29 protein-coding genes, 1 riboswitch and 1 other annotated feature are annotated in these 22,827 nt (G+C 42.4%); of the genes, 17 read left to right on the forward strand and 12 right to left on the reverse strand.

Going from position 1 to position 22,827, the window contains the following annotated elements; genetic code table 11:
- The first annotated feature begins 31 nt into the window (after positions 1-31).
- From rpmG to ACEW8F_RS07500, 9 genes are all read left to right on the forward strand, one after another.
- Positions 32-181 (forward strand): 50S ribosomal protein L33, encoded by a 150-nt coding sequence (rpmG, locus tag ACEW8F_RS07460; RefSeq protein WP_014355470.1) that lies wholly within the window; start codon positions 32-34, stop codon positions 179-181.
- Between the two features lie 18 nt (positions 182-199).
- Positions 200-577, forward strand: a complete 378-nt coding sequence (secE, locus tag ACEW8F_RS07465) for a preprotein translocase subunit SecE (protein ID WP_373482851.1) — start codon at positions 200-202, stop codon at positions 575-577.
- Positions 578-589: 12 nt separating this feature from the next.
- Positions 590-1,126 (forward strand): transcription termination/antitermination protein NusG, encoded by a 537-nt coding sequence (gene nusG / locus ACEW8F_RS07470; RefSeq protein ID WP_373482852.1) that lies wholly within the window; start codon positions 590-592, stop codon positions 1,124-1,126.
- 71 nt (positions 1,127-1,197) lie between these two features.
- Entirely contained in the window at positions 1,198-1,623 is a 426-nt protein-coding gene (gene rplK / locus ACEW8F_RS07475; RefSeq protein WP_026394519.1) for a 50S ribosomal protein L11, read from the forward strand.
- A 61-nt stretch (positions 1,624-1,684) separates the two neighbouring features.
- Positions 1,685-2,374: a 50S ribosomal protein L1 gene (gene rplA / locus ACEW8F_RS07480; protein WP_026394518.1), complete on the forward strand. Its 690-nt coding sequence runs from the start codon at positions 1,685-1,687 to the stop codon at positions 2,372-2,374.
- 75 nt (positions 2,375-2,449) lie between these two features.
- Positions 2,450-2,569, forward strand: a sequence feature (ribosomal protein L10 leader region).
- A gap of 24 nt (positions 2,570-2,593) precedes the next feature.
- On the forward strand, positions 2,594-3,115 hold the full coding sequence (gene rplJ, locus ACEW8F_RS07485) for a 50S ribosomal protein L10 (RefSeq protein WP_373482853.1): 522 nt from the start codon (positions 2,594-2,596) through the stop codon (positions 3,113-3,115).
- A gap of 48 nt (positions 3,116-3,163) precedes the next feature.
- Complete coding sequence (gene rplL, locus ACEW8F_RS07490) at positions 3,164-3,544, forward strand: 50S ribosomal protein L7/L12 (protein WP_373482854.1); 381 nt, start codon at positions 3,164-3,166, stop codon at positions 3,542-3,544.
- Between the two features lie 80 nt (positions 3,545-3,624).
- On the forward strand, positions 3,625-5,076 hold the full coding sequence (gene proS / locus ACEW8F_RS07495; protein ID WP_373482855.1) for a proline--tRNA ligase: 1,452 nt from the start codon (positions 3,625-3,627) through the stop codon (positions 5,074-5,076).
- A 13-nt stretch (positions 5,077-5,089) separates the two neighbouring features.
- Entirely contained in the window at positions 5,090-5,674 is a 585-nt protein-coding gene (locus ACEW8F_RS07500) for a hypothetical protein (RefSeq protein ID WP_373482856.1), read from the forward strand.
- A gap of 72 nt (positions 5,675-5,746) precedes the next feature.
- Here the strand turns inward: ACEW8F_RS07500 and folK are convergent, their stop codons facing one another.
- The 4 genes from folK to folE are packed head-to-tail and all read right to left on the reverse strand — an operon-like array spanning position 5,747 to position 8,435.
- Positions 5,747-6,565, reverse strand: a complete 819-nt coding sequence (folK, locus tag ACEW8F_RS07505; protein ID WP_373482857.1) for a 2-amino-4-hydroxy-6-hydroxymethyldihydropteridine diphosphokinase — start codon at positions 6,563-6,565, stop codon at positions 5,747-5,749.
- Positions 6,547-7,374, reverse strand: a complete 828-nt coding sequence (gene folP, locus ACEW8F_RS07510) for a dihydropteroate synthase (RefSeq protein ID WP_373482858.1) — start codon at positions 7,372-7,374, stop codon at positions 6,547-6,549. Before folP ends, folK begins: the two co-directional genes overlap by 19 nt.
- Positions 7,375-7,384: 10 nt before the next feature.
- The gene (locus ACEW8F_RS07515; RefSeq protein WP_373482859.1) at positions 7,385-7,867 is read right to left on the reverse strand and encodes an HD domain-containing protein; all 483 of its coding nucleotides are present in this window, start codon (positions 7,865-7,867) and stop codon (positions 7,385-7,387) included.
- Positions 7,868-7,877: 10 nt separating this feature from the next.
- Positions 7,878-8,435 (reverse strand): GTP cyclohydrolase I FolE, encoded by a 558-nt coding sequence (gene folE, locus ACEW8F_RS07520; RefSeq protein WP_373482891.1) that lies wholly within the window; start codon positions 8,433-8,435, stop codon positions 7,878-7,880.
- Between the two features lie 138 nt (positions 8,436-8,573).
- Positions 8,574-8,666, reverse strand: a riboswitch (THF riboswitch).
- Between the two features lie 373 nt (positions 8,667-9,039).
- Here folE and ACEW8F_RS07525 point away from each other — a divergent pair.
- The 6 genes from ACEW8F_RS07525 to ACEW8F_RS07550 all read left to right on the forward strand — a co-directional run bounded on the left by ACEW8F_RS07525 (position 9,040) and on the right by ACEW8F_RS07550 (position 14,479).
- A complete protein-coding gene (locus ACEW8F_RS07525) occupies positions 9,040-9,342 on the forward strand; it encodes a hypothetical protein (RefSeq protein ID WP_373482860.1) in 303 nt (100 codons plus the stop codon).
- Positions 9,342-10,640, forward strand: a complete 1,299-nt coding sequence (locus ACEW8F_RS07530; protein WP_373482861.1) for a hypothetical protein — start codon at positions 9,342-9,344, stop codon at positions 10,638-10,640. Before ACEW8F_RS07525 ends, ACEW8F_RS07530 begins: the two co-directional genes overlap by 1 nt.
- A gap of 4 nt (positions 10,641-10,644) precedes the next feature.
- Complete coding sequence (locus ACEW8F_RS07535; protein ID WP_373482862.1) at positions 10,645-11,364, forward strand: hypothetical protein; 720 nt, start codon at positions 10,645-10,647, stop codon at positions 11,362-11,364.
- 493 nt (positions 11,365-11,857) lie between these two features.
- Complete coding sequence (locus ACEW8F_RS07540; RefSeq protein ID WP_373482863.1) at positions 11,858-12,568, forward strand: CoA transferase subunit A; 711 nt, start codon at positions 11,858-11,860, stop codon at positions 12,566-12,568.
- 11 nt (positions 12,569-12,579) lie between these two features.
- Positions 12,580-13,233: a 3-oxoacid CoA-transferase subunit B gene (locus tag ACEW8F_RS07545; protein WP_373482864.1), complete on the forward strand. Its 654-nt coding sequence runs from the start codon at positions 12,580-12,582 to the stop codon at positions 13,231-13,233.
- Between the two features lie 22 nt (positions 13,234-13,255).
- Positions 13,256-14,479 (forward strand): OFA family MFS transporter, encoded by a 1,224-nt coding sequence (locus ACEW8F_RS07550; RefSeq protein WP_373482865.1) that lies wholly within the window; start codon positions 13,256-13,258, stop codon positions 14,477-14,479.
- A 139-nt stretch (positions 14,480-14,618) separates the two neighbouring features.
- Here the strand turns inward: ACEW8F_RS07550 and ACEW8F_RS07555 are convergent, their stop codons facing one another.
- The 3 genes from ACEW8F_RS07555 to ACEW8F_RS07565 all read right to left on the reverse strand — a co-directional run bounded on the left by ACEW8F_RS07555 (position 14,619) and on the right by ACEW8F_RS07565 (position 16,607).
- Complete coding sequence (locus ACEW8F_RS07555) at positions 14,619-14,804, reverse strand: hypothetical protein (RefSeq protein WP_373482866.1); 186 nt, start codon at positions 14,802-14,804, stop codon at positions 14,619-14,621.
- Positions 14,805-14,855: 51 nt separating this feature from the next.
- On the reverse strand, positions 14,856-15,974 hold the full coding sequence (locus tag ACEW8F_RS07560) for a transposase (RefSeq protein WP_373482867.1): 1,119 nt from the start codon (positions 15,972-15,974) through the stop codon (positions 14,856-14,858).
- Between the two features lie 99 nt (positions 15,975-16,073).
- Positions 16,074-16,607: a M48 family metallopeptidase gene (locus ACEW8F_RS07565; protein WP_373482868.1), complete on the reverse strand. Its 534-nt coding sequence runs from the start codon at positions 16,605-16,607 to the stop codon at positions 16,074-16,076.
- Between the two features lie 240 nt (positions 16,608-16,847).
- Here ACEW8F_RS07565 and thyX point away from each other — a divergent pair, with 240 nt between their 5' ends.
- Together thyX and ACEW8F_RS07575 are read left to right on the forward strand one after the other, a co-directional pair.
- A complete protein-coding gene (gene thyX / locus ACEW8F_RS07570) occupies positions 16,848-17,618 on the forward strand; it encodes an FAD-dependent thymidylate synthase (RefSeq protein ID WP_373482869.1) in 771 nt (256 codons plus the stop codon).
- A gap of 61 nt (positions 17,619-17,679) precedes the next feature.
- Positions 17,680-18,543 (forward strand): hypothetical protein, encoded by an 864-nt coding sequence (locus ACEW8F_RS07575; RefSeq protein WP_373482870.1) that lies wholly within the window; start codon positions 17,680-17,682, stop codon positions 18,541-18,543.
- A gap of 35 nt (positions 18,544-18,578) precedes the next feature.
- Here ACEW8F_RS07575 and ACEW8F_RS07580 read toward each other — a convergent pair whose 3' ends face one another.
- The 5 genes from ACEW8F_RS07580 to ACEW8F_RS07600 all read right to left on the reverse strand — a co-directional run bounded on the left by ACEW8F_RS07580 (position 18,579) and on the right by ACEW8F_RS07600 (position 22,792).
- Positions 18,579-19,058, reverse strand: coding sequence for an S-ribosylhomocysteine lyase (locus ACEW8F_RS07580; protein WP_373482871.1), 480 nt, complete (start codon positions 19,056-19,058; stop codon positions 18,579-18,581).
- The gene (locus ACEW8F_RS07585) at positions 19,055-19,597 is read right to left on the reverse strand and encodes a Holliday junction resolvase RecU (RefSeq protein WP_373482872.1); all 543 of its coding nucleotides are present in this window, start codon (positions 19,595-19,597) and stop codon (positions 19,055-19,057) included. Before ACEW8F_RS07585 ends, ACEW8F_RS07580 begins: the two co-directional genes overlap by 4 nt.
- A gap of 2 nt (positions 19,598-19,599) precedes the next feature.
- Positions 19,600-20,577 (reverse strand): pseudouridine synthase, encoded by a 978-nt coding sequence (locus ACEW8F_RS07590; protein ID WP_373482873.1) that lies wholly within the window; start codon positions 20,575-20,577, stop codon positions 19,600-19,602.
- Positions 20,578-20,822: 245 nt separating this feature from the next.
- Positions 20,823-21,752 (reverse strand): class II fructose-1,6-bisphosphate aldolase, encoded by a 930-nt coding sequence (gene fba, locus ACEW8F_RS07595; protein WP_373482874.1) that lies wholly within the window; start codon positions 21,750-21,752, stop codon positions 20,823-20,825.
- 281 nt (positions 21,753-22,033) lie between these two features.
- Positions 22,034-22,792 (reverse strand): folate family ECF transporter S component, encoded by a 759-nt coding sequence (locus ACEW8F_RS07600; RefSeq protein WP_373482875.1) that lies wholly within the window; start codon positions 22,790-22,792, stop codon positions 22,034-22,036.
- Positions 22,793-22,827: the final 35 nt, after the last annotated feature.

Genomic DNA, 22,827 nt, shown 5'->3' on the forward strand with positions numbered 1-22,827 from the left:
GTGTTGATATAAGGATGTAGGAGGTGCTGGAATGAGAGTAAAAGTTACTTTAGCATGTACAGAATGCAAGCAAAGAAATTACGATACCATGAAAAACAAGAAGAATAACCCTGATCGTTTAGAAGTGGATAAATATTGCAAATTTTGCAAGAAGCATACACCACATAAAGAAACGAAATAATGGATAAAGAGGAATATCATGGCAACAAATAAGCGAACAAAAAATGCCAGTAGTAAACAAGGAAAAGAAAACACCCAACAACAGGCGCAAAAAACCGATGATAAGGCAGCAAACCTGGTAAAAGAGGAAAAGAAATCGCCTCAATCAACGGCAAAAAATGAGAAAAAAACACCAAAGAAGTCAAGCGAAAAAAGCAAGGAACCAAACATTTTTCAAAAAATGATCGGCTTTTTAAAAGGCGTTCAGCATGAACTGCGAAAAGTTACTTGGTTGACTAAAGAAGAATTGATTAAGAAATCCGGCGTTGTCGCTGGAATTGTTGGGATATTCACTTTTCTCGTTTGGGTTGTTGATTCAGGATTAGGTGCACTTGCCGCGTTATTTATGAACATTTAGGTAAGGAGAACCATGGATACTAATCAACACGAACAGGCCCAATGGTTTGTTGCGCATACCTATTCCGGTTATGAGAATAAGGTAAAAGCAAGCATTGAAGCCACAGTAGAAAACAGAAATATGGAGGACGTGATCCTTGAGGTTCAGGTTCCCGTACAAGAAGTAGTGGAAAGCAAAAACGGCAAAAAAGTCGTTAAAGAAAAGAAGCTGTTTCCAGGTTATGTCATGATCAAAATGTTCATGACGGATGATTCATGGTATGTTGTCAGAAATACCCGCGGTGTTACCGGGTTTGTTGGTCCTGCTTCAAAACCTGTGCCCTTGTCCAAGGCTGAGCTTAAGAGTATGGGCATTCGTCAGCAGCGTGTGGAAATTAGTATGCACGTTGGTGAAGAAGTGAAGGTAACTGAAGGACCACTTGAAGGTTTCACTGGAATTATTGAAGAAGTACATGCCGAGAAATCAAAGGTTAAGGTCAATGTTTCCATGTTTGGTCGAGATACCCTCGCTGAACTGGGATTTGAACAAATAGAAAAAATAAACACTTAAGGAAAAAACTATTCTTCATGCTACTCCATTTAGGAGAAAAAATACTATAATAAAATGAAGGAGGTGTTATCATGGCAAAAAAAGTAATTGGTATGATTAAATTACAAATTCCTGCCGGTAAAGCGACACCAGCACCACCAGTTGGACCTGCACTAGGTCAACATGGGGTTAATATTATGGGATTCTGTAAAGAATTCAATGCAAAAACTGCAAATGAAGCAGGAATGATTATTCCTGTTGTAATCACTGTTTATCAGGATCGATCTTACTCATTTATTACTAAAACACCGCCAGCTGCTGTTCTGTTAAAGAAAATTGCTGGTATTGAGTCTGGATCTGGCGTACCTAACAAAACCAAGGTAGCTAAGGTTACAACTGAACAATTAAGAGAAATTGCAACATTAAAAATGCCTGACTTAAATGCGGCATCTGTAGAATCAGCGATGAGAATGATCGCTGGAACCGCCCGTAGCATGGGCATCACAATCGAAGAATAATTTTAGAAGGTAGAAACACCTTAAGTGGGAGGGAAACCGCTATTACCACAAGGAGGCAAAGATGAAAAAAGGAAAAAAATATCAGGATTTGGTAAAAAGCTTTGATAAGCAAGAGTTATTTGAACTGGATGCAGCCATTGCACAGGTTAAGAAACTTGCGACAGCAAAGTTTGATGAAACCATTGAATTGCATGTAAAATTGGGCGTTGACTCACGTCATGCAGATCAACAGGTTCGTGGAGCAATCGTTCTACCACATGGTACAGGTAAAACAGTTAAAGTTCTGGTTATCGCCAAGGGTGATAAACTGAAAGAAGCTGAAGAAGCCGGTGCTGATTTCTTTGGTGAAGACGATATTATCGATAAAATTCAAAAAGAAAACTGGTTTGATTTTGATGTAATGATTGCTACTCCAGATATGATGGGTAAGGTTGGTCGTTTAGGTCGTGTTTTAGGTCCTAAAGGTTTAATGCCAAACCCAAAATCAGGAACTGTAACCATGGATGTTGCAAAAGCTGTTGCCGATACAAAAGCTGGTAAGGTTGAGTATCGTTTAGACAAAACCAATATTATTCATGTGATCATTGGTAAAGCATCTTTTACAGAAGAAGCTTTAAAAGAAAACATGATGGTATTATTGGATACTGTTAAGAAAGCAAAACCAGCTGCTTCCAAGGGTCAATACTTTAGAAGTGTTACTCTGGCAAGTACCATGAGTCCTGGAGTTAAAGTCAACACAGGAAAAATCTAGGAGTTTGTTGTTTTATTGAAGATAAACTCTGAAACGACTTGACATAGAAAATGACAAATGATACAATAGCGTCGTTGTTAAAGACGTATTCATCCATAGACAGTAGGTATGTAAATCCTACCGAGGTTGAAGAGAAACAAGCTTAACGAATATGAGCTCTCTTCACGCCGTGGAGTGAGCTTTTTTGATACGATTTTATAAAGGAGGTGCAGATAATACATGCCAAAGATTGAAGTAAAACAAGTGATTGTACAAGAAATTGCCGCAAAACTTCGAAACGCTCAAACAGCGGTTCTTGTTGACTATCGTGGTTTGAATGTTGAAGAAGTCACTGAGTTACGTGCTCAGGCTCGAGCAGCAGGTATCGACTACAAGGTATATAAAAACTCAATGATGCGGTTCGCTGCTAAAGAAACCGGTTTTGAAGGTTTACTTGACGTTTTGGTTGGACCGACTGCAATTGCTTTCTGTGATACAGATCCAGTTGCGCCAGCAAAACTACTCAGCGAGTTTGCAAAAAAACATAAAGCTTTAGAAATTAAAGCAGGTATGGTTGATGGTAAGGTTTTAGACGTTCAAGGCGTCGCGGCCCTTGCAGAATTACCACCACGAGAAGTACTGGTTGCCCAGGTTCTTGGTGGCTTAAACGCACCAATTTCAGGTTTTGTTAACGTACTTAACGGAAACATGCGTGGATTGGTTGTCGCATTAAATGCGATTGCAGAACAAAAACAAGCTTAATTCAATAGAAAATTAAATTATAGAAAGAATATTTGGAGGTTTTATAAAATGGCAAGTGAAAAAGTAACACAATTAATTGAAGACGTAAAAGGTTTAACAGTATTAGAATTATCTGAACTGGTAAAAGCATTAGAAGAAGAATTCGGCGTAAGTGCTGCAGCTCCGATGGCAATGATGGCTGCTCCAGCTGCTGGTCCTGCTGAAGAAGCAGAAGAACAAACTGAGTTTGATGTAATTTTAACTGGCGCCGGCGATCAAAAAATCAAAGTAATCAAAGTTGTTCGTGAATTAACTGGCTTAGGCTTAAAAGAAGCAAAAGCATTAGTTGATGAAGCTCCAAAACCTGTTAAAGAAGCTGCTACTAAAGAAGAAGCTGCTGATATTAAAGCTAAAATTGAAGAAGTTGGCGGAAGCGTCGAAGTAAAATAATTACTCGATAACCACTAAAAATCACTTGCTTGCGCAGGTGATTTTTTTGTTTAACAGACATGGTCTGAGAAAGAAAAACAATGGGAAAAAAACAGACAAATCAAGTCAAAGAAATCACACCCATGGCGGTAGATTTTCCCCAATGGTATACGGATGTTATATCCAAAACAGAATTGGTGGATTATTCGCCGGTTAAAGGTTTTATGGTAATCAGGCCCTATGGTTATGCTATTTGGGAGCTGATCCAGGGAGCTTATGATAAACGGTTTAAAGAAACCGGCCATGAGAACATGTATTTTCCGCTTTTGATTCCGGAGAGCCTCTTAACCAAAGAAGCTGAACATGTGGAAGGATTTGCCCCTGAGGTAGCCTGGGTAACCCATGGTGGGGGCAAAGAATTGGCCGAAAGACTGGCGGTGCGCCCCACCTCAGAAACGATCATTTGCAGTATGTACTCAAAGTGGCTGAATTCCTACCGTCAATTACCTTATTTGTATAATCAATGGTGTTCGGTTGTCCGTTGGGAAAAAACTACCCGGCCATTTTTAAGAACCTCTGAGTTTTTATGGCAGGAAGGCCATACGCTTCACGAAACCCCAGAAGAAGCCCAGGAAGAAACCATGAAGATGCTGGGAATCTACCGGGAAATTGCTGAAAGTCACCTGGCTATGCCGATGGTGGTGGGAAGAAAAAGCGATAAAGAAAAATTCGCCGGGGCTGATGCTACCTATACCATGGAAGCGCTGATGCATGATGGCCAGGCCCTCCAATCCGGAACTTCCCATAATCTGGGTCAGCATTTTACCAAAGCCTTTGAAATTACCTATCTGGATCGAAATAATGAACAATCCTTTCCCTATCATACCTCCTGGGGTGTGTCAACCCGGTTAATTGGTGGCGTCATTATGGTACATGGGGATGATAATGGCCTGGTTTTACCACCGAAAATTGCGCCGATTCAAGTGGTTGTTATCCCGGTTGCTCAACATAAAGAAGGGGTTCTGGACAAAGCCTGGGAAGTCAGCAAAATTCTGGGAAAGGATTTCCGTGTCAAGGTCGATGATTTGGATGGCTATTCGCCAGGCTGGAAGTTTAATCAGTGGGAAATGAAGGGGGTGCCGATCCGTCTGGAAATCGGTCCTCGTGATATTGAAAATGGTCAATGTGTGCTGGCCCGGCGCGATACTGGCGCAAAAATTCAGGTCAGCCTGGACAATGTTGCCCAGGCGGTGGCGGACTTACTGACCGAAATTCAGGCTAATCTCTTTGACAAAGCCTTGAAAATGCGGGAAGAAAAAACATCGACAGCGGAAAATATCGATGAATTTAAAAAGAATTTAGCCGAAAATCCAGGATTTGTAAAAGCCATGTGGTGCGGTGATCGCAGCTGTGAAGATAAGATCAAGGAAGATACCGGGGCGTCGATCCGTTGTGTTCCATTTGATGATGAGCAGGAAGTATTGTACGAAGGCAAATGCGTTTGTTGCGGCAAACCGGCGCAACAAATGGCTTACTTCGCCCGAGCTTATTAAAAAGAGTGCGCGTGTGAAGATGAGCAGCATTGCAATGACAAACCTGGGATTTTTCTTGAACGAAGTCGAATTTTATGAGCATATCCGGATGAAAAAAGGATCTAAACGGGCATTACCGATTGAACGGATTCTCGAGACCGCAAGAAATATTCCGAAACCGAAGGTTTTATATCGGGTTTCCGAAGCGAAAATCATTGATGCTACCCACTTCACCCTGGATGGCGTCGAATTTGTCAGTGAAGTAGGGGTAGAAAAAATTTCTAAGGCAAGCTATGTTTTTCCGAATATTGTCACGGCCGGCCCGGAAATTGAGAACTATTGCTTTTCCCGGGAAAATGTTCTGGATCAGTACATTGTTATGGAACTCTGCAATTTTGCCTGTGAATTTGCCAGAGAAGCGCTGATTCGAGATGTGAAAAATCGCTACGGCGTCGAGATAAAGGATTGTATCTATCCTGGCGAAGATGGATTTCGTCTGGAATCCGGGAAAAAAATATTTGATCTATTTGAAAATATCGAGGCAGAAATTGGGGTCACCATCACCGAGGTTGGTCTTACTACCCCAAGCCGGACAGCCTATGCGATTTATTTTGGGTAGCATTATTTATCATAAAACGAAAAGAGAGACCGTGAAATTAATTTTCGCGGTCTCTCTTTTTGTGCGCATTTTTTAATCTTTTTTTAAGCTGTCTAAAATTTCAAACATCCGTTTATTAAGCAGCGGATGAACAAAATAGGGGGCAATCTCAGCCATTGATTCCATCACAAAAGCCCGATCCTGGATTCTTGGATGGGGCAGAATCACATGGGGATCATCGGTGACCAGGTTGTCGTAAAAAAGAATATCCAAATCAATAGTTCGGGGTCCCCAGTGGATCGTTCGTTCCCGCTTAAGTCCCAGTTCGATGTCAAGCAGTTGGCTCATCAGGATATGAGGGGGCAGGGTGGTTCTGATTTTCAGCACACAATTGAGAAACGCATCCTGATCGGTGTAACCCCAGGGTTCGGTCTCAATGATGGTGGACTGAGTCAGAACATCAATGCCAGGGCTGTTTTTAATGGCCGCAATCGCCTCGGTTAAATTCTGATTGCGGTCACCCATGTTGGTACCGAGCCCAATAAAGGCTTGATGCCAGCCGCGATTAATCTCGATGGCCACGGTGTCCATCGATTTTAATATCGGAGCCCATGGTTTTTTGATCATAATACTGACGTGATGTACCATGGGATAGTGTTTGAGAACAAAGGTGGCCAGCATTTCTCCGGCAGTTTCAATAAGGTCGTAGCTCTCTTTCTTAAATTCGACTTCCAGAGCATGGCACAGTTCGCCATAGTGAACCGATTTTGTCAAGTCACCGGTGAGAGCCGCTTCCTGCATATTCAGACTCAGGGTCACGGAAATCAGAAATTTCTGACCCAGGGTTTTTTCTTCGGGGAAGACCCCGTGGTAGGCAAATACCTCAAAATCTTTTATATAGAGCTTGTCCATGGTGCTCCTTTCAGAATGCCAACGGTCATCTGGGCGGCCCGTTTATTTTCCAGAACATCATGAACCCGAATAATCGAGGCGCCCTTAATAATGCCGATAACGGTGGTGGCAACGGTGCCTTCCACCCTTTCGGTAACGGGTAAGTCCAGGGTCTGGCCAATAAAGCCTTTCCGGGAGGTGCCCAACAGAATGGGATAACCGAGACTTTGCAGGGCTTCCAGGTGGTGCATCGTTTCCATATTCTGGGCATAATCCTTGGCAAAGCCAATGCCGGGATCAAGGATAATGGCATCCTTTGAAATACCTGCTTTTAAGGCGATATCGATGGATTCCTGGAGATCGCTGATAATATCGGTGATCAGATGATGGTAATTCTGATTATTACGATTATGCATCAGCACACAGGGTACCTGGTACTCGGCGGTGACTGCGGCCAGGGCGGGGTCGTATTTGAAACCCCAGATATCATTGACCATGTTGGCGCCGGCTTGTAAGGCAGCTGCGCCAACGGTACCCTTGTAGGTATCAATGGAAATGGGAATATCAAAGCGCTGACGAATCGCCGCGATCATCGGAACGACCCGCTCGATTTCTTTTGCATCGCTGATTTGGGTATGACCGGGTCGGGTGGATTCGCCGCCAAGATCAATGATATCGGCACCGTCGATGATCATTTTTTCCACCTGTTTAAGGCTGGCATCCAGATTATTGAATTTACCGCCGTCGGAAAATGAATCGGGGGTAACGTTTAAGATCCCCATAATGAGGATCTGGTTGTTTAAGTTAAAATATTTATTGCCAATTTGCATGAATACTCCTTTAATAAACAATGGTCAGATTTTTCTTTTCTTTTGACCAGTCACATTCCTTTTCAACCGGGCATGAAAAGCATGCCCGGGACAACTTATCGCTGTTATAAATAATTCGACTGAATCCCTGGGCTTCCGGGTTACGATGATTAAGGATAGCATCCAGGATCAGTTTGTTTTCATCGTCGCTGTAATCGAGGGTTTTCAGTAATGGAATTGCCAACTGGTGGGAGGCAATTTCATGGGGTGTTTTGTCCTGATATTGGACAAAACGGCCAATGTCGTGGAGTAATGCCGTCGTATAAATAAGATCCCGGGAGAAGTTTAAACCGGCTTCTTTGGTCTTTATACTGGCAATCCGGGCGACCGATATAAAATGGGCGATATCGTGACGACAAAACTGTCGTTCCACCTCACAGGTTTTTATATTTTCGATATAGGTTTGAAAGTCCTTATTTTGATAGAGCAAATTGGTGTTTTTCAACTGATCCATTAACCACGTCCTATTTGATGCTGAGAAGCTTGTGAACTTCGTCTTTCAGCTCTTTATTATGGATGAATATGCCTGCCTGCATGGCTGTTACTGTTTTGGTACCGGGACGCTTGACACCACGCATATTCATGCAGAGATGTTCAGCTTCGATGATAACCATGACACCGCGGGCCTGCAGGTATTCCATAATAGCTTCACCAATTTCGGTGGTCAAGACTTCTTGAAGCTGTAGTTTCTTTGCATAGACATCAACCGTTCTGACTAGTTTGGAAAGCCCGGCAACCCGGCCATTGGGGATATAAGCAATATGAACCTTACCGTAGAATGGTAAGATATGATGTTCACACATGGAATAAAAGGGAATATCCCGTTCGATTACGATGTCATCGGATTTAACAGCAAAGGTTTTTGAAAGATGGACTTCAGCGGTTTGACCGATGCCTGCAAAAATTTCAGCATACATCCGGGCAACCCGGGCCGGGGTTTCAACCAGGCCTTCCCGGTTGGGGTCTTCGCCGATGGCTTCCAGAATCATTGTGACAGCTTCTTGAATTTTCTTTTGATCAATCATTTTTCTCCTATCGCCGAATCAACATCAGATTGATCCGGAATGGTTTTTACTAAAACCAAATAAAAAAAGCATTACTTAAATAAAACAAAATGTTTTAAGCAATGCTTCCGCAACCCTTAATTGGATGTTAAGGGGTCCAGCGGAAGCAACAAGATATCGCAATGAGTTCATTTCGTTTAAAGGCAACTTCCCATCCTCTAACACTTTACGCATCTTGTCTACTCTGTTATATTTAATTGAGATTATTTTAACATGGGATGGGGAGGAGTTACAAGGGTAATATAACGTATTCTTAAAAGATACAAGTCTTTCATGGCGATGAATTTACGGCTAAAAACAGCAGTTAAAGATTTTAAAAAAGAAGCGTATATGTAAAGAGAAAAATTTTAACCCGATTTTTAACAAAGTCAGGCAATTTATGTAATCGATCGGCAGGAATTTTACTTATTTGTGATTTGACGCTGAAAATTACAGAGAAAAATTTCCCGAATAAAGAGTTTGCCATTAAGAATTTCATCGCTTACTTAAGAAGACTATGTTAAGATAATTCTGCTTAATAAGAAAAAATTTGAATGAAATATGAAAAGAAATGAGTATGACGATGACTGATCCAGATGAAGAAAAACAGGAACTGCTCAATCCAGATCAATTTACCATAAAAACGCTTTATATGCGGGGGATTCCCAAATACGCGTTTGAGCGTTATCTGATAAAAAAAGCAATCCGCAGCCATGGTGATACCTATGCCGGTGAGGGGTGGCAGGTGACGCTGTCCCAGGAACGTCAGGAAAGCATTGGGGTTTGTTCACTGGTCGCGGTGGATGTAACCCTGGCAGTGGAAAAAGATCAGTTTGATGATTTTTTGCTCTGCTTTCGGAAGAACTTTCTCAGAGGCGGGGGTTGATGATGGAAGAAAAGAATCACAAGAAAAAATTCTATTCCCTGGATAATGCTGGGGTACTTTATACTGCGATAGCCTCATCACGGATGACAACGGTGTACCGGATGACAGTGGAGTTGTCCGAAGAAGTCGAACCGATGACGCTACAAAAATCTTTGGAGCAAATTATTCATCGCTTTCCTTATTTTCAGGTGACCCTGAAACGGGGCTTTTTCTGGTATTATTATGAGCATACCGAGGCCATCCCAAAGGTTGAGGAAGAAACCTATTATCCATGCAAAACCATGCGGCAGCGTCAGGGTAAGACTTTTCCTTTTCGGGTAATTTATTATAAAAAGTATATTCATGTGGAATTTAACCACAGCATCTGTGACGGCAGTGGCGGGCTGGCTTTTCTGCAAACCCTGATCATTGAATATTTTAAACTGTTAAAGGGGATTGTTCCAAAAGATCTGGGAAAAGCTATGGACATTGATGCGGAAGTGGATCCCGGAGAGTTTGAAGATTCGTTTAAAGTCTATTATGAAGAAAATGTTCCACCACCTCCAGGCAGTAAAAAAGTTTTTCATTTTCCCTTTGAACTGCTAAATAAAGGCGAGTATTTGCTGCTGACTGGTTTTGTGCCGGTGGCGCCCTTGCTGGCTCTGGCCAAAACTCATGGCTGCACCCTGACTCAGTTTATTCTGGCCCTTTATTTTGAAAGCATTCAGGAATATATCATCGGGCTTCCCATTAGTGAAAATAAGAAGCGACGGCAGCGGATTGCGATTAATGTGCCGGTGGATTTAAGAAGGATGTTTCCATCGATCACCCTCAGAAACTTCTTTATCAGTCTGAATCCGGAGATTGATCTGGCTTTGGGTTATTATAGCCGGGCGGAAATTATTGAGCAGATCAAAGGGTACATGGGCCTTTATATGAATCGCAAGCATATAAACCGCTATATTTCCAGAAATGTGCGCAATGAACAGCTGATCTTTCTAAGGATCATTCCCCTGTGGGTGAAAAAACTGTTGATGCCGGTGGTTTATAAACGCTATGGTGAACGGGGATATACCAGCGGATTGTCAAATCTGGGGGTGGTTACAGTTCCGGAAGAAATCAAGCCCTATGTGAAGAGTTTTGAGGTGTTTCCTTCCCCTAGTGCGGAAAGTCGGCTGAAATTGATAACCGTCAGTTATGACAACAGCCTGGCCTTATGCTTTGGAAAAACCACGGGCGAAACGGTGATAGAGAAGATCTTTTTTAGAAAAATCAGACAGCTGGGTATTCCGATCAAAATAGAAACGAATAAGAGGTGAGACTATGTCTTATTGTCCAAAATGCGGTGTTGAAGTCGAAGATGATGTGAAAAATTGTCCATTATGCGAATTTCCCATCCCCGATATCAATGAAGAAAATTATCATCAAGACAGTAGATATCCTCAGGCCATTAATACCTATGACGAAGATCATCTGGGAAAAAAGAATAAGGCCTTCTTTTCGATTACGATTATTGCCATTAGTATTATGGTAATCATTGGGGTGATTTATCTGGTCTATCCCTGGAATCATGTGCTGCTTAAATATATCGCTCTGGCAGATCTCAGTATTTTTGCGATTGTGTTTTTTGCCATGGGTTACTTACCACCCAACTACAATTTTTTGGGTGCCTATATTACGGTGGTAATCACCTGTTTGTGTGTTTACCTGATTAGCGAAAGTCAAACGAACTGGTTTCTGAGTTATGCATTTCCCATCGCTACGCTGGTTTATCTGGACGTCAGCCTGTTCCGGTTTATTTTCAAACATACCCGGCATAAGAGTCAGTTTATTTTTATTCCCTCCAATCTGATTCTTTTTGTGATTGTGCTGGCAATTGGTATTGACGGAATTATCAGTTTAAACGTTCAGGGCAGCATCCATTTGACCTGGTCATTGATTGTGGCAGTCTCGGGAATTTGCATCATTGTTTTACTGCAGACCATTTACCATCGGATTCCGGAAAAAACCAGAAGAATGCTGAAAAAGAAAATGCATGTCTGAATTTTACGAAAATTTGGGATAGACTCGATTAAGGTTGACTTTAATAAAACGAAAATATGAACATAAATTGAAAACAACTGGACATAACAGCTGTGCTGTTTTATCCAGTTGTTTTTTTGTTTTCAAGCATAATCATGAATAGAGGGTAAAATATAGTTATAATAAATGAATATAATTCGTTATTTAACAAACAATTTAATCTTAGATAGACAATTCTTAAATTTTCTTAATAAACAGATATTTATCTGTAAATTCCTTGGCTTTAAAACAGTTCTTGAGGCGGATTAATGACACCTGAATAATGATTATAAGAGTAACATTAATATCTCAAATGCACACTTAAGCTAAATTGGTTTATAACCTAGCGAAATAGTATGAAAAATTCCTTTGATCGGTCAAAATATTGTAGTTGCAATTCGCCGGTTTCGTGTTAAATTGAGGAACCATCTTACATCGATTTGGTAAATATCGCGTACAAAAGGAGGTCATTGAAATGGCAGTACAAATTACGACACATGAAGCCGTAAAAAAGATTATTGATAAATCTTCTGTTATGATTGGGGGATTTTTAGGAGCTGCTGTTCCACTAAAAATGATCGATGAAATGGCAGCAGCGGGTAGTCGGGATCTGACAATTGTTAGTATCGGCGCCGGCTATCGTGGTGGTGGTGTGGATATTGGCAAGCTGGTGTTAAATAAACAGATTGTAAAATATGTGACATCGCATGTGGGAACGGATCCAAATTTAATTAAACAGATCGTAGCCGGGGAAGTTGAGCTTGATCTAAGTCCGATGGGAACTTTTATCGAACGTATCCGAGCAGGCGGAGCCGGACTGGGAGCGGTTGTTACCCCCGTGGGGATGGGAACAGAAGTTGAAGAGATGGCCGAAAAAATTATCGTCGATGGGAAACCGTACCTGTTATTTAAACCGATCCGCGCCGATGTAGCGGTGATTAAAGCTTACCGCGCTGATCCGTTAGGGAATTTACAATACAAAGGAATTTCCAATACCAACCCGGTTATGGCTACCGCTGCCGATATCGTTATTGCGGAAGTCGATGAAATGGTTGAGATTGGTGATATTGCCTGTGAGAGCGTTGGGACTCCTGGGATCTTCGTGGATTATATTGTTCAGGGACACAACTATCAGCAACGCAAAAATATATATGAAGAATTGTGGATTGCCACAAATAAATTATAGGAGGTCTGAAAATGCCGAGACATTATATTGCCAGAAGGATTGCCAAAGAGTTTAAAGACGGGATGTATGTTAATTTGGGGATTGGAATACCCACCGAAGCTCCGAATTATATTCCCGAGGGGATCGATGTGTTTCTCCAGACCGAGAATGGCGGGTTGATGTTTGGTCCTAAACCAAAACGGGGTGAGAGTGATCCGGATCTTACTAATGCTGGGACAGAACCCATTTCCATGCTTCCCGGTGGAGCGGTTTTTGATGTGGCAACCTCATTTGTGATGATTCGGGGCGGACATATTGATATGACCGTGGTCGGTGCCCTGGAGGTTGATGAAGCCGGCAGCATTGCCAGCTGGAAAATTCCTGGAAAACTATTAACGGGAATGGGTGGTGCGATGGATTTGCTGTACGGTTGTAAACGGGTAGTGGTGGCGATGACTCATACCGACAAGCATGGCAATCCGAAAATCAGAAAGAAATGTACCTTACCCTTAACTGCAGCAGGGGTGGTGGATATGATTATCACCGATAAAGCGGTGTTGCGGGTGGAAGAAGACGGTTTGTATCTCGCTGAACTGGCGCCGGGAGTAACAGCAGCTGAAGTTGAGCGGCTTACTGAAGGGTCGATTATGAATATTAACGAATGGGAACATATCGAAATTACTTAAAGAGATAGATGAGGAAAGTAAAATGAATAGTAGTAAAAAGTGGCTGATCTTAGCAGTCAGCATTGTAATTAACTTGTGTATCGGTTTTGCTTACGCCTGGAGCGTTTTTTCAAAGCCGTTACAGATCGATTTTGGATGGACACCATCTCAGGCATCAATGGCTTTTACCATTAACTTATTTGTCTTGCCGATTGCGATGATTTTTGCCGGGCCGCTGGTAAAACGTTTTGGTGTGCGGGTGGTCGTTTTATTAGGTGGGGTGCTGTTTGGTTTAGGTCTTTACTTAAGCGGTATGATCACATCCGTCTATCAAATTTATATTACCTATGGTTTAATTGCGGGATCGGGAATTGGACTGATTTACTCCATTACTGTTTCCAATACGGTTAAATGGTTTCCAGAAAATAAGGGTTTGGCCGGCGGCTTGACGGCGGGCGGTTTTGGAGCCGGATCGCTGATCTTTGCCCCAGTGGCGGTACAGTTCATCGCTGCTCAGGGGGTATTGGGAGCATTCCAGACCTTGGGTTTAATATTTGCGGGGGTGATCCTGGTGTTGGGGATTTTTATTTCCGCCCCTCCGGTATCGGAAGCCACTAACCAGGTTACCGCTACGACAAGTTACCAGAACAGCAGTGATATCACCACCCGGGAAATGCTTAAAACGCCTGATTTTTATTTGATCTGGGGATTAATGGTGTTAGGCTGTATTTCCGGTTTAATGATCATCAGTCAGGCGTCGCCGATTGGCCAGGTGATGGTTGGTTTGTCCCCAGAGCAGGCGGCTTTTGCCGTTGGTTTTATTGGACTGGCTAATGCCACCGGTCGCGTTGTTTGGGGTACGGTATCCGATAAAATCGGACGTTACAATACCTTGATGGTTATGTTTGCGTTAAGCGGCGCCGGCTTAGTATCCTTATATTTTACCAAAGATTTACCGCTTTTCATGGTGGGCATCTGTTTAATCGCAGCCAGCTATGGTGGGGTGTTTGGTTTATTTCCATCGATTACGGCCGATAATTTTGGTATCAAACATTTGAGCATGAATTATGGAGTTGTGATGACCGGACTTTCCATCGGGGCCTTTATCGGACCACAAATTGCCGCCTATGCGGTTGAAAAAAGTGGCGGTAGTTATAATCTGGCCTTTATCATTACTTTGGGGATTAACGTTGCGGCGATTATCCTGGTATTGTTTGCCAAACGTATGAATGCCAAAAATAAAATGACGCTGGCAACCGATAACTAAAGGTAAAAAATAAGATCTGTCTCATTGAGACAGATCTTTATTTTTTAATAGGAAATTACGCAAAACAAGAAAAAGTAAAATAAACGCCCAAAAGGAAAAAAGGGTATCACAAAAAAGCCTTCAAACGAATGAAAAAAGATCAGAAGATGAAGAGATCCTCATCGAAGAAAGCATTATTAAAGAGATCATCGTCTTCGTGAAGAAAATAATCCATATCGAGCAGATCATCGACAGGCATCTGCCGGATTTCATCCGGCGAAATGCCTTCAGGGGGATTTTGGATATATTTGTTACGCAGCGCTTTTACATCGACGGGTGATGGCATGAGAAACCTCCTGGGAAAAAAGATATCCCATTATAGCATAAAAAGAGTGAGTCAGGAAGAATCGATATTCTTCAGGTATTGATGGAAAAGCGCTGTATGGTGGTGAAAAATTTCCAGAATATTCATGGTATGACCGCAGGAACAAAGAAGTGGGTCAAGGCCAAAAGAAAGTGCGATGGAATCGCGCCAGCGATTGAAGGAGCGGAGAATTTTTCGTTTTCCGGGATGAATCGCATAGCGGAAGTAAGGCATCTGGTGGTGGTGTTTGGCATAAAGGCCATAATAGCGGATCATTTTAAAATGTTTGTCAGGAATATGGCGGATAAGCCGCTTGATAAAGTCCAAGGCGGAAAGGGTTTCATGAACAAGAACGCCGTCTTCGTGGCGGTTGTAATGAAAGGTGACGGATTGGCCATCATAGGAGTCAATCCGGGAAGTGGCAATGACGGGTCGTCCCAGATAGCGGCCAATATAGTTGGCAACCTGATGGGGATTGCAGACATTGGGTTTGGCATAAACATAAAACCCCTTGGGGCAGAGTTTATAAATCAGGGATTTCATGGGATTAAAAGAAGGACCGAGACGGGCGGCCAGATGATCAAGCAGAGCGGTCCGGAAGGCAAAGCGGAGGAAGTTGAAATTGAAATGACTGACTTTGCGCCAGGGAGTCCTGTTACCGGCAGCCCCTTCTGAAACAAGGACATGGATGTGAGGATTCCACTTGAGATCACGGCCAAAGGTGTGAAGGACAGCGATGAAACCGGGGGTGAAGTTTTCAGAGCGGTTCATTTTTGAAAAAAGGCGCAGAATGACATCCCTGACGGAATGGAAAAGATCAGAGAGCAGTGAGCGGTCCTTTAAAAAGAAAAGGCGCAATTGTTCAGGAATCGTAAAAACACAGTGGCGATGACGGCAGTTGAGCAGTTTAAAGGACATGGCGGTGGAGCGTTTCCGGGAATAGAGATTGCCGCAGGTAGGGCAGAAACGGCTTTTGCAGCGGAATGGTACAAATTTTAACTTGCCGCAATGACTGCAGCCGTATAAAGCAAAGCCGCGGGAAAAATCTCCGCAATGAACCATTTTATCAATATTTTCAACAACAACAAGTCGCAGTGTTAAGGTACGAATCAGGTCATAATAATCAGAAAAAATATGCTGTAAAATACTCATACTTGAATTTTACAACAAATGAAAGATAAAGAAAACCCAAAAACCCCTCAAGATTGAGGGGCAGGGGTGTTGATGTGCCGTAGGCACTTTTTTATGGGTTCAGGTTAAGCGATATTTTCGGTTGAGCATATCTTCACGTTCTTTCCAGTCGGACATTAAGGTACCCAGGGCACCATAGAAGGAAAGATTATGATTGGGAAAACGAAAATGCAGCATCTCGTGCAAAGCGATATATTCAATGCATTCTTTTGGGGTTTTTATCAGTTCCAGATTGAGAATAACCCATTGATTTTTCGGAGAACAGGCGCCCCATCGGTTATCCAGCCGGTAGATTTTCAAGTCAGGGAACCGGACCTGATAGGGAGCCACTTTAACGATGGCAGAGGCCATGGCTTCCACAAAAACCTCCCGGGCCTGTTCCCGGTACCACATATCCAGAATAAATTCTTTATGGGTAATTGACTGGGCGTCCTGAACATTGAGCACCATATTATAATTGTTGATGATCACACCGGTGGTAGGTGATTCTTCAATCATCAGACGATAATAATCACCAAGAAATTTATGCTTCTCACCCGTTTTATACTGATAATTCTTTAATAATTCAGGGACGGTATCAAGATTGCCAAACATAGGGGTCACCTCCATCTTCTTATAAAACAACTCCATTTCAAATTATTATATCCAAGAATTGAAGAAACTTGAATAGAAATAGTTGTCACCATAGGGAAAGAATTGGTGATCGACTTGTAAATTTTTAAGATGCCATATATGAACTGTACTTTCACGGGAAAAATGTTATAATGAGATATTAAAATTTAAGGAAAAATATGGAGAACAACAAGGAATGTTTTTAAATGAGAGGAGAATCGTATGGAAACAAAGTTAAGTGTAACATTGATTCAACACACCCCGGATCCTGAGAAATTAGTTGCGGCAGCTGCCAAACTATGTTATTCCAAAGCCGGCGCCGGTGAGATCATGGAAGACCTGACGGATGAGAATGTGGAACGTTTTTTAACCCGCTTAATGGACATGGGGCATGCGTCGCCCATCGAACATGCCAGCTTTACCTTTGCTATTGAAGGGGTGAGCCGGGCCTTAACCCATCAGCTGGTCCGCCATCGGATGGCAAGTTTCAGTCAGAAATCCCAGCGCTATGTCAGCGAAGGGCAGTTCAATTATGTGATTCCCCCAGAAATCAAAGCCCTGCCGGATGGTGAAAAGATTTTTGTAGAGGGGATGGAAAATGCCCAGAAGACCTATGATGCATTGGCTGAAAAACTCATTGAAAAGCACACCAGGGATTTGATGGCAGCAGGACTTTCCGAGAAACAGGCCACCATGGCCGCCGAAAAGCAGGGAATCGAAGATGCCCGGTTTGTCTTACCCAATGCCTGTGAGACTAAAATTGTGGCCACCATGAACACCCGTGAACTGCTGCATTTTTTCAATCAGCGCTGTTGCAACCGGGCCCAATGGGAAATTCGGGAATTGGCCACCCAAATGCTCAGAGAATGTAAAAAAGTGGCACCCTTGCTCTTTAAGAATGGTGGACCCCGTTGTGTGGAAGGTCCATGTCCAGAGGGAACCATGACCTGTGGAAAAATTACTGAGGTCAGAGAAAAATTCAAACAAATTTAAAGAATCAATGAACTGAATGTTCAATAGAGTAAACTAAAAATTGAAAAGGTTGTGAAAAGGTATGTTGGAAATTAAAAATCCCGAAAAACAAAATATCATTTTAGCGTTAATCGTTGCTGTTTTAGGGGTCGTTATTATTTTTGTTCCGTTTGTGATTAGAGCGGTTGGGCTCTATCAGTTTTACTTTACTTATGCCGGTGTGGTTATTATTATTTTCTCTCTTGGTTATGCCATCTTTTTCTATCGGCGGTATCGTCAGTTTGAGGCTTTTTTGGAGAAAAAAGAAGAAGCCTTGATCTGGGAATATGATGAAGCTCAATATGAGGGATTTATCGGCGAATTAAACGAAATTCAGAAGAATTCTGAAAAGAAAAAAATCTGGATTTTGCTGGGAATTGAGCTGGCTATCTCGATTTTGCTTTTTATTATGTTATCAGAAGGGATGAAATGGCTGGGATTTGTTTTTTTTGCTTTCTTTGCTGCGTTGTCAATCCTGTTCACCATCATATTACCCCAGAGTTTCAAATACAAGGCGCTGGTTAAACCCTATGTCACCATTATTCATGAAGATAGCGCCTATATTATGGGACGGTTTCATCGATGGACGAAAGCGCAGGCTAAACTTAAAAACTATGATAATGGGGAGAAAATGTACAAGGTTCTAGCCATTAACTATGAGGCCCTGACCCGTAATGGAAAGTTGTTTCAGGAATGGACCGCGGTGATTCCTAATCCCGATGACAGCAGAATGATTGCAGAAGCGAAAACGTGGGTCAGCCGGATCAATAAGTTTACGCGAATCCATGAGAAAAAAATGAGTGAAAGAAAATCACGTTCAGAACAATTGTTTGATAAAATTATTGGTAAGAACAAAGATCAAAGTACGAAACTGGAAAAAGCGACAGAGTCTAAAACGCGTAAATAAAAAAAGCCCATGTGGGCTTTTTTTATTGGCCTGATTTAATCAGGATAAATCATATTTTCAGGCTGGATGTTTTCAAGAATTTCGGTCAGAAATTTCTTTGCTTCATAGCGGGCCATGGGCAGGTTCATATCCAGGAAGTTACCACAGTCCCGGGGTGTAGCACCGGGGATTTCGTCTTCGTAATCAGCCATAAAGGAAAATAGTTTGATGATCAAGGGCATGATATCCGTAGGGGTTCGTTCGCCTTTCATCAGCAGATAGAAGCCGGTCCGGCAGCCCATTGGTCCAAAATAGACAATCTCATCACTGAGAACCTCATCATTGCGCAAAAAGGTTGCGCCCAAGTGCTCCAAAGCGTGGAGCTCGCCGTTGTTGATCACCGGTTCGCGGTTAGGTTCTTTCATCCGAATATCAAAGGTGGTGATGCAGTGATCGCCGCAATAATCTTTTCGGGAGATGTAGACGCCTCGCAGTAAATCCAGATGGTTGATGGTGAAGCTGGCAATTTTTTTCATTTTTGTATTTCCTTTCCGGTAAGATAATGGTTGATGGCCTCCAGATAATGGAGGAGGATATTGTGAAAGGGGTAAATGCGCAGATTCTGATCGAAGTCTCCATAGGGAATGGACTTGCGGCCATCATGCTGGGCATTATCCCAATAGGTTTTTAGAACCCCAAAAGGCAGCAGGAAGGTTTCATCACAGAATTTAAAATGGACAATCAGGAAGGACAGACCCTCTTGTTTTTCAAAAGCTTCCATAAATTCCATCTGATGCTGGTGGATATTGGCAATCGGCAAACGCTTCTGGCTGGTTTCCTTGGCGTCAAAGCAGACCGGAATGCCCTGGATGTTACCCAGATAATCGACGGTGCTTTTTTCTTCAAAATAAGCCAGTTTGATGGTTCCCTTGGCCGGGTCCAACTCCACCGGTTTGATGGAAGTGGGTATTTTCTGAACCACCGCCAAGCCCTGCTCCAGATAAATTTTATTGGTAATATTTAAATTTTCTTCAAGCTGACTGCCCCGCAGCCCGCGGCTGTTCCAGTACCCCATGATTATTTCTCAGACAGAAAAGGGTCTTTGAAGCCAAAGCGTTTCAGAGCTTTTTCAAAAACTGGGGGAACCGGGGCGGTGAAGGTTTTTTTCATATCCGTCAGCGTATACTGGGCACTATGAAGCAACTGACTTTTCAGGCCGGATTCCTCATATAAACGGCTGTTGACCTGGCGACTGCCATATTTGGGATCCCCCAGTATAGGAAAACCAACGGCGGCCAGCTGGACCCGAATCTGATGAGAACGACCGGTTTTTAAAATAACTTTTAACAGCGCATAGTCACCATGACTTTCCAGGGTTTCGTAGTTCAGCACCGCTTTTTTATCGGTTGGGGCAGTTTGCTGCTCGGAGAAGGTGACGGTATTTTTATCGCCGTCTTTTTTCAAATAACCGACGATCTCATCCGCGGCTTTGGGTTTGCCGGAGACGATGGCAAAGTAGATCTTTTCGGTTTGATCTTCGCGGATGGCCTGATTAACCTCCTGGAGGGTTTTATAATTCTTGGGCACCAGGATGATCCCGGTGGTGTTTTTATCCAACCGGTTGGCACAGGCCGGGGTGAAGGTAAGATTGGTTTTAGGGTCATAATCACCCTTCTTAATCAGATAGTCAACGGCGTAATCAATCAGTGAAAGTTCTTCGGTTTTATCCGGCTGGGTGAGTACTTCGGCTGGTTTATTAAGAACCAGCAGATCATTATTTTCATAAATGATATCGAGAATGGTACTATTTTTATCCAGCTTTTTTTTGGTTGAATCGGTTCGGAAATTGGCAATGGTGTCTTCAGAGAAATAAATCTGGACCACGTCGCCGGTGGTGATCGCGGTGGATGGTTCCGATTTTTGACCATTGAGTTTGATTCTTTTTTTTCGCAGCATCTTCTGGAGAAATCCTGTCGATGCCTGGGGCATAAGTTTTTTCAGAAAGCGATCCAGTCGCTGGTTGCTTTCATTTTCGGTGATAACAATTATTTTCATTGATAATCCTTAAGAAGTATTTTGTGATTATTATACCATGGAAGCCAGGTAAATAAATTAAGTTTCGGTGCTGTAGTTCGAGAATAATTTAACCCGTATGGCTGGCTTTGATTTTTAAGTTTCCGGTTGTATCAGGGAATATTGATGGATTTTACCAAGAACATAAAAAGAGCATGTTCGCAAGTAACCAAAGTTATTTTGCGACATGCCCTAAAACGGAGAAGCGAGTTAAGGATAATTAAAAATTATCGTTTGTGGCTGCAGTCCAGAACATTTTTGATTTTGTGGGCAACCATTGCTTTAATGGCCGAACGACCCGGTCCTAAATATTGGCGGGGATCGAACCAGCCGGGGTTTTCAACAAAAACCTGGCGAATCGAGGCGGTCATGGCCAGACGTAGATCGGTATCGATATTGATTTTACAAACCCCAGATTTCGCAGCTTTTCGCAGCATATCTTCAGGAACACCTTGAGCGCCGGGAATTTGTCCACCATATTGGTTGCACAGATTCACAAATTCTTTGGGAACAGAGGAGGCCCCGTGAAGGACCAGCGGAAAGCCGGGAAGCAGATCAGAAATTTTATAGAGCCGTTCAAAATCCAGACGGGGTTCGCCTTTAAATTTAAATGCGCCATGGCTGGTGCCAATAGTAATTGCTAAAGAATCGCAGCCGGTTTTTTCAACAAATTCAACCGCTTCATCGGGATCGGTATAGGTTGCGTTGGGTGTGTCGACATTGACATCATCTTCAATACCAGCCAGTTTACCCAGCTCGGCTTCAACCACAACACCATGATCATGAGCATATTCAACGACTTGTTTTGTTAAGGCGATATTGTCAGCAAAAGGATGTTTTGAACCATCAACCATAACAGAGGTGAAACCACTATCGACACAGCTTTTGCAAATTTCGAAATCATCGCCGTGATCTAAATGGAGGCAAATATCCAAACCGGTAACCTCGATGGCTGCTTCAACTAATTTTCTTAAATAGACTGGATGGGCATATTTTCTGGCACCTGCCGATACTTGTAAAATAAGGGGAGCTTGTTCTTCGGCAGCAGCCTCGACAATTCCCTGGATAATCTCCATATTATTGACATTAAAAGCCCCGACAGCATAGCCACCTTCATAAGCTTTTTTGAACATCTCAGTTGATGTTACTAATCCCATTTTCCAAAACCTCCTAAGTGTTATCATTATTTTAGCCTGTTGATCTGTGCTACATACTTAATTAGTCACTATGTTAGTATACTCTCTTTTATGGGAATACTCAAGCAATCAGGGAAAAATTGACTGGTTTTAAGATTTTTTTCCAGATGGAAATTAAGTCAAGATCAGAATTTGCATCAATGAATACAATCATGGAAATGATTTTTTGATTTGATCAGTGCCTGAAAAAAATAGAAAGAGGCAAACTGAAATAGTTGCCTCTTGTGAGAAGGGGTCCGTGACTAACGTTGTTTAATAAAGCTGGGTAGAATTTTCAACAAACCAACGAGCATAATGGTATACAACGGAATCAGGAAGATATTGCTTATGATTCGGGCAGGAAGTAGTACAGCAACGGCCTGTCCATAAAGAATACTCAAAAACCACGTATTTAACAAAATTGATGTGACCAATTGTGAAACACTCACGATAAACAGAATATGATCGCTGCGATATTCACTATCAAGATTGGATTTCTTTACAACGATAATGGGGAAGACCGCAAATGCGATCATTAAAGCGATAAAGAGCACAAAGAAAACCATACTTAAAGGTTCTCCTGCATAATAAAGGGTGCCATTGTTAAAACCGAAGGTACCGGAAATGGCGAGAATAATCGTTGCCAAAACAATGAATACCAGGTTGAACCATTCCAGATGTTTGATTTCTTTTTTTCTTAACATCATAAAAAGAAAACCTGGAATTAAACCGGTCAATCCACTTGCAAGTGAAAATCCGATAAAGAAAGGGCCACCGGGCTTAATAATAAAGCACAGGATGTCGGAAATAAAACCAACGGCAAAACCGGCCAGCGGTCCAAACAAGATACCGCTTAGCATGATTGGCAAAGCAGTAATGTTTAACCGGAGCGAAGGAAAGCCACCAAGAGGGATATACACCTCAAATAGAATCTTCAGCACGATGCTGATGGCAATGAGCAGTCCACAATTAACGACAATTCGCGTCCGGGTGGTACTACTAATAAAAGCATTACTTTTCATAAAACCTCCTTGATTTTAAAGTAATGCTTCCGCAA

Origin of the sequence: Acetobacterium sp. (genome assembly GCF_041752335.1) — a bacterium.
In the GTDB taxonomy this organism is placed as follows: Bacteria; Bacillota; Clostridia; order Eubacteriales; family Eubacteriaceae; genus Acetobacterium.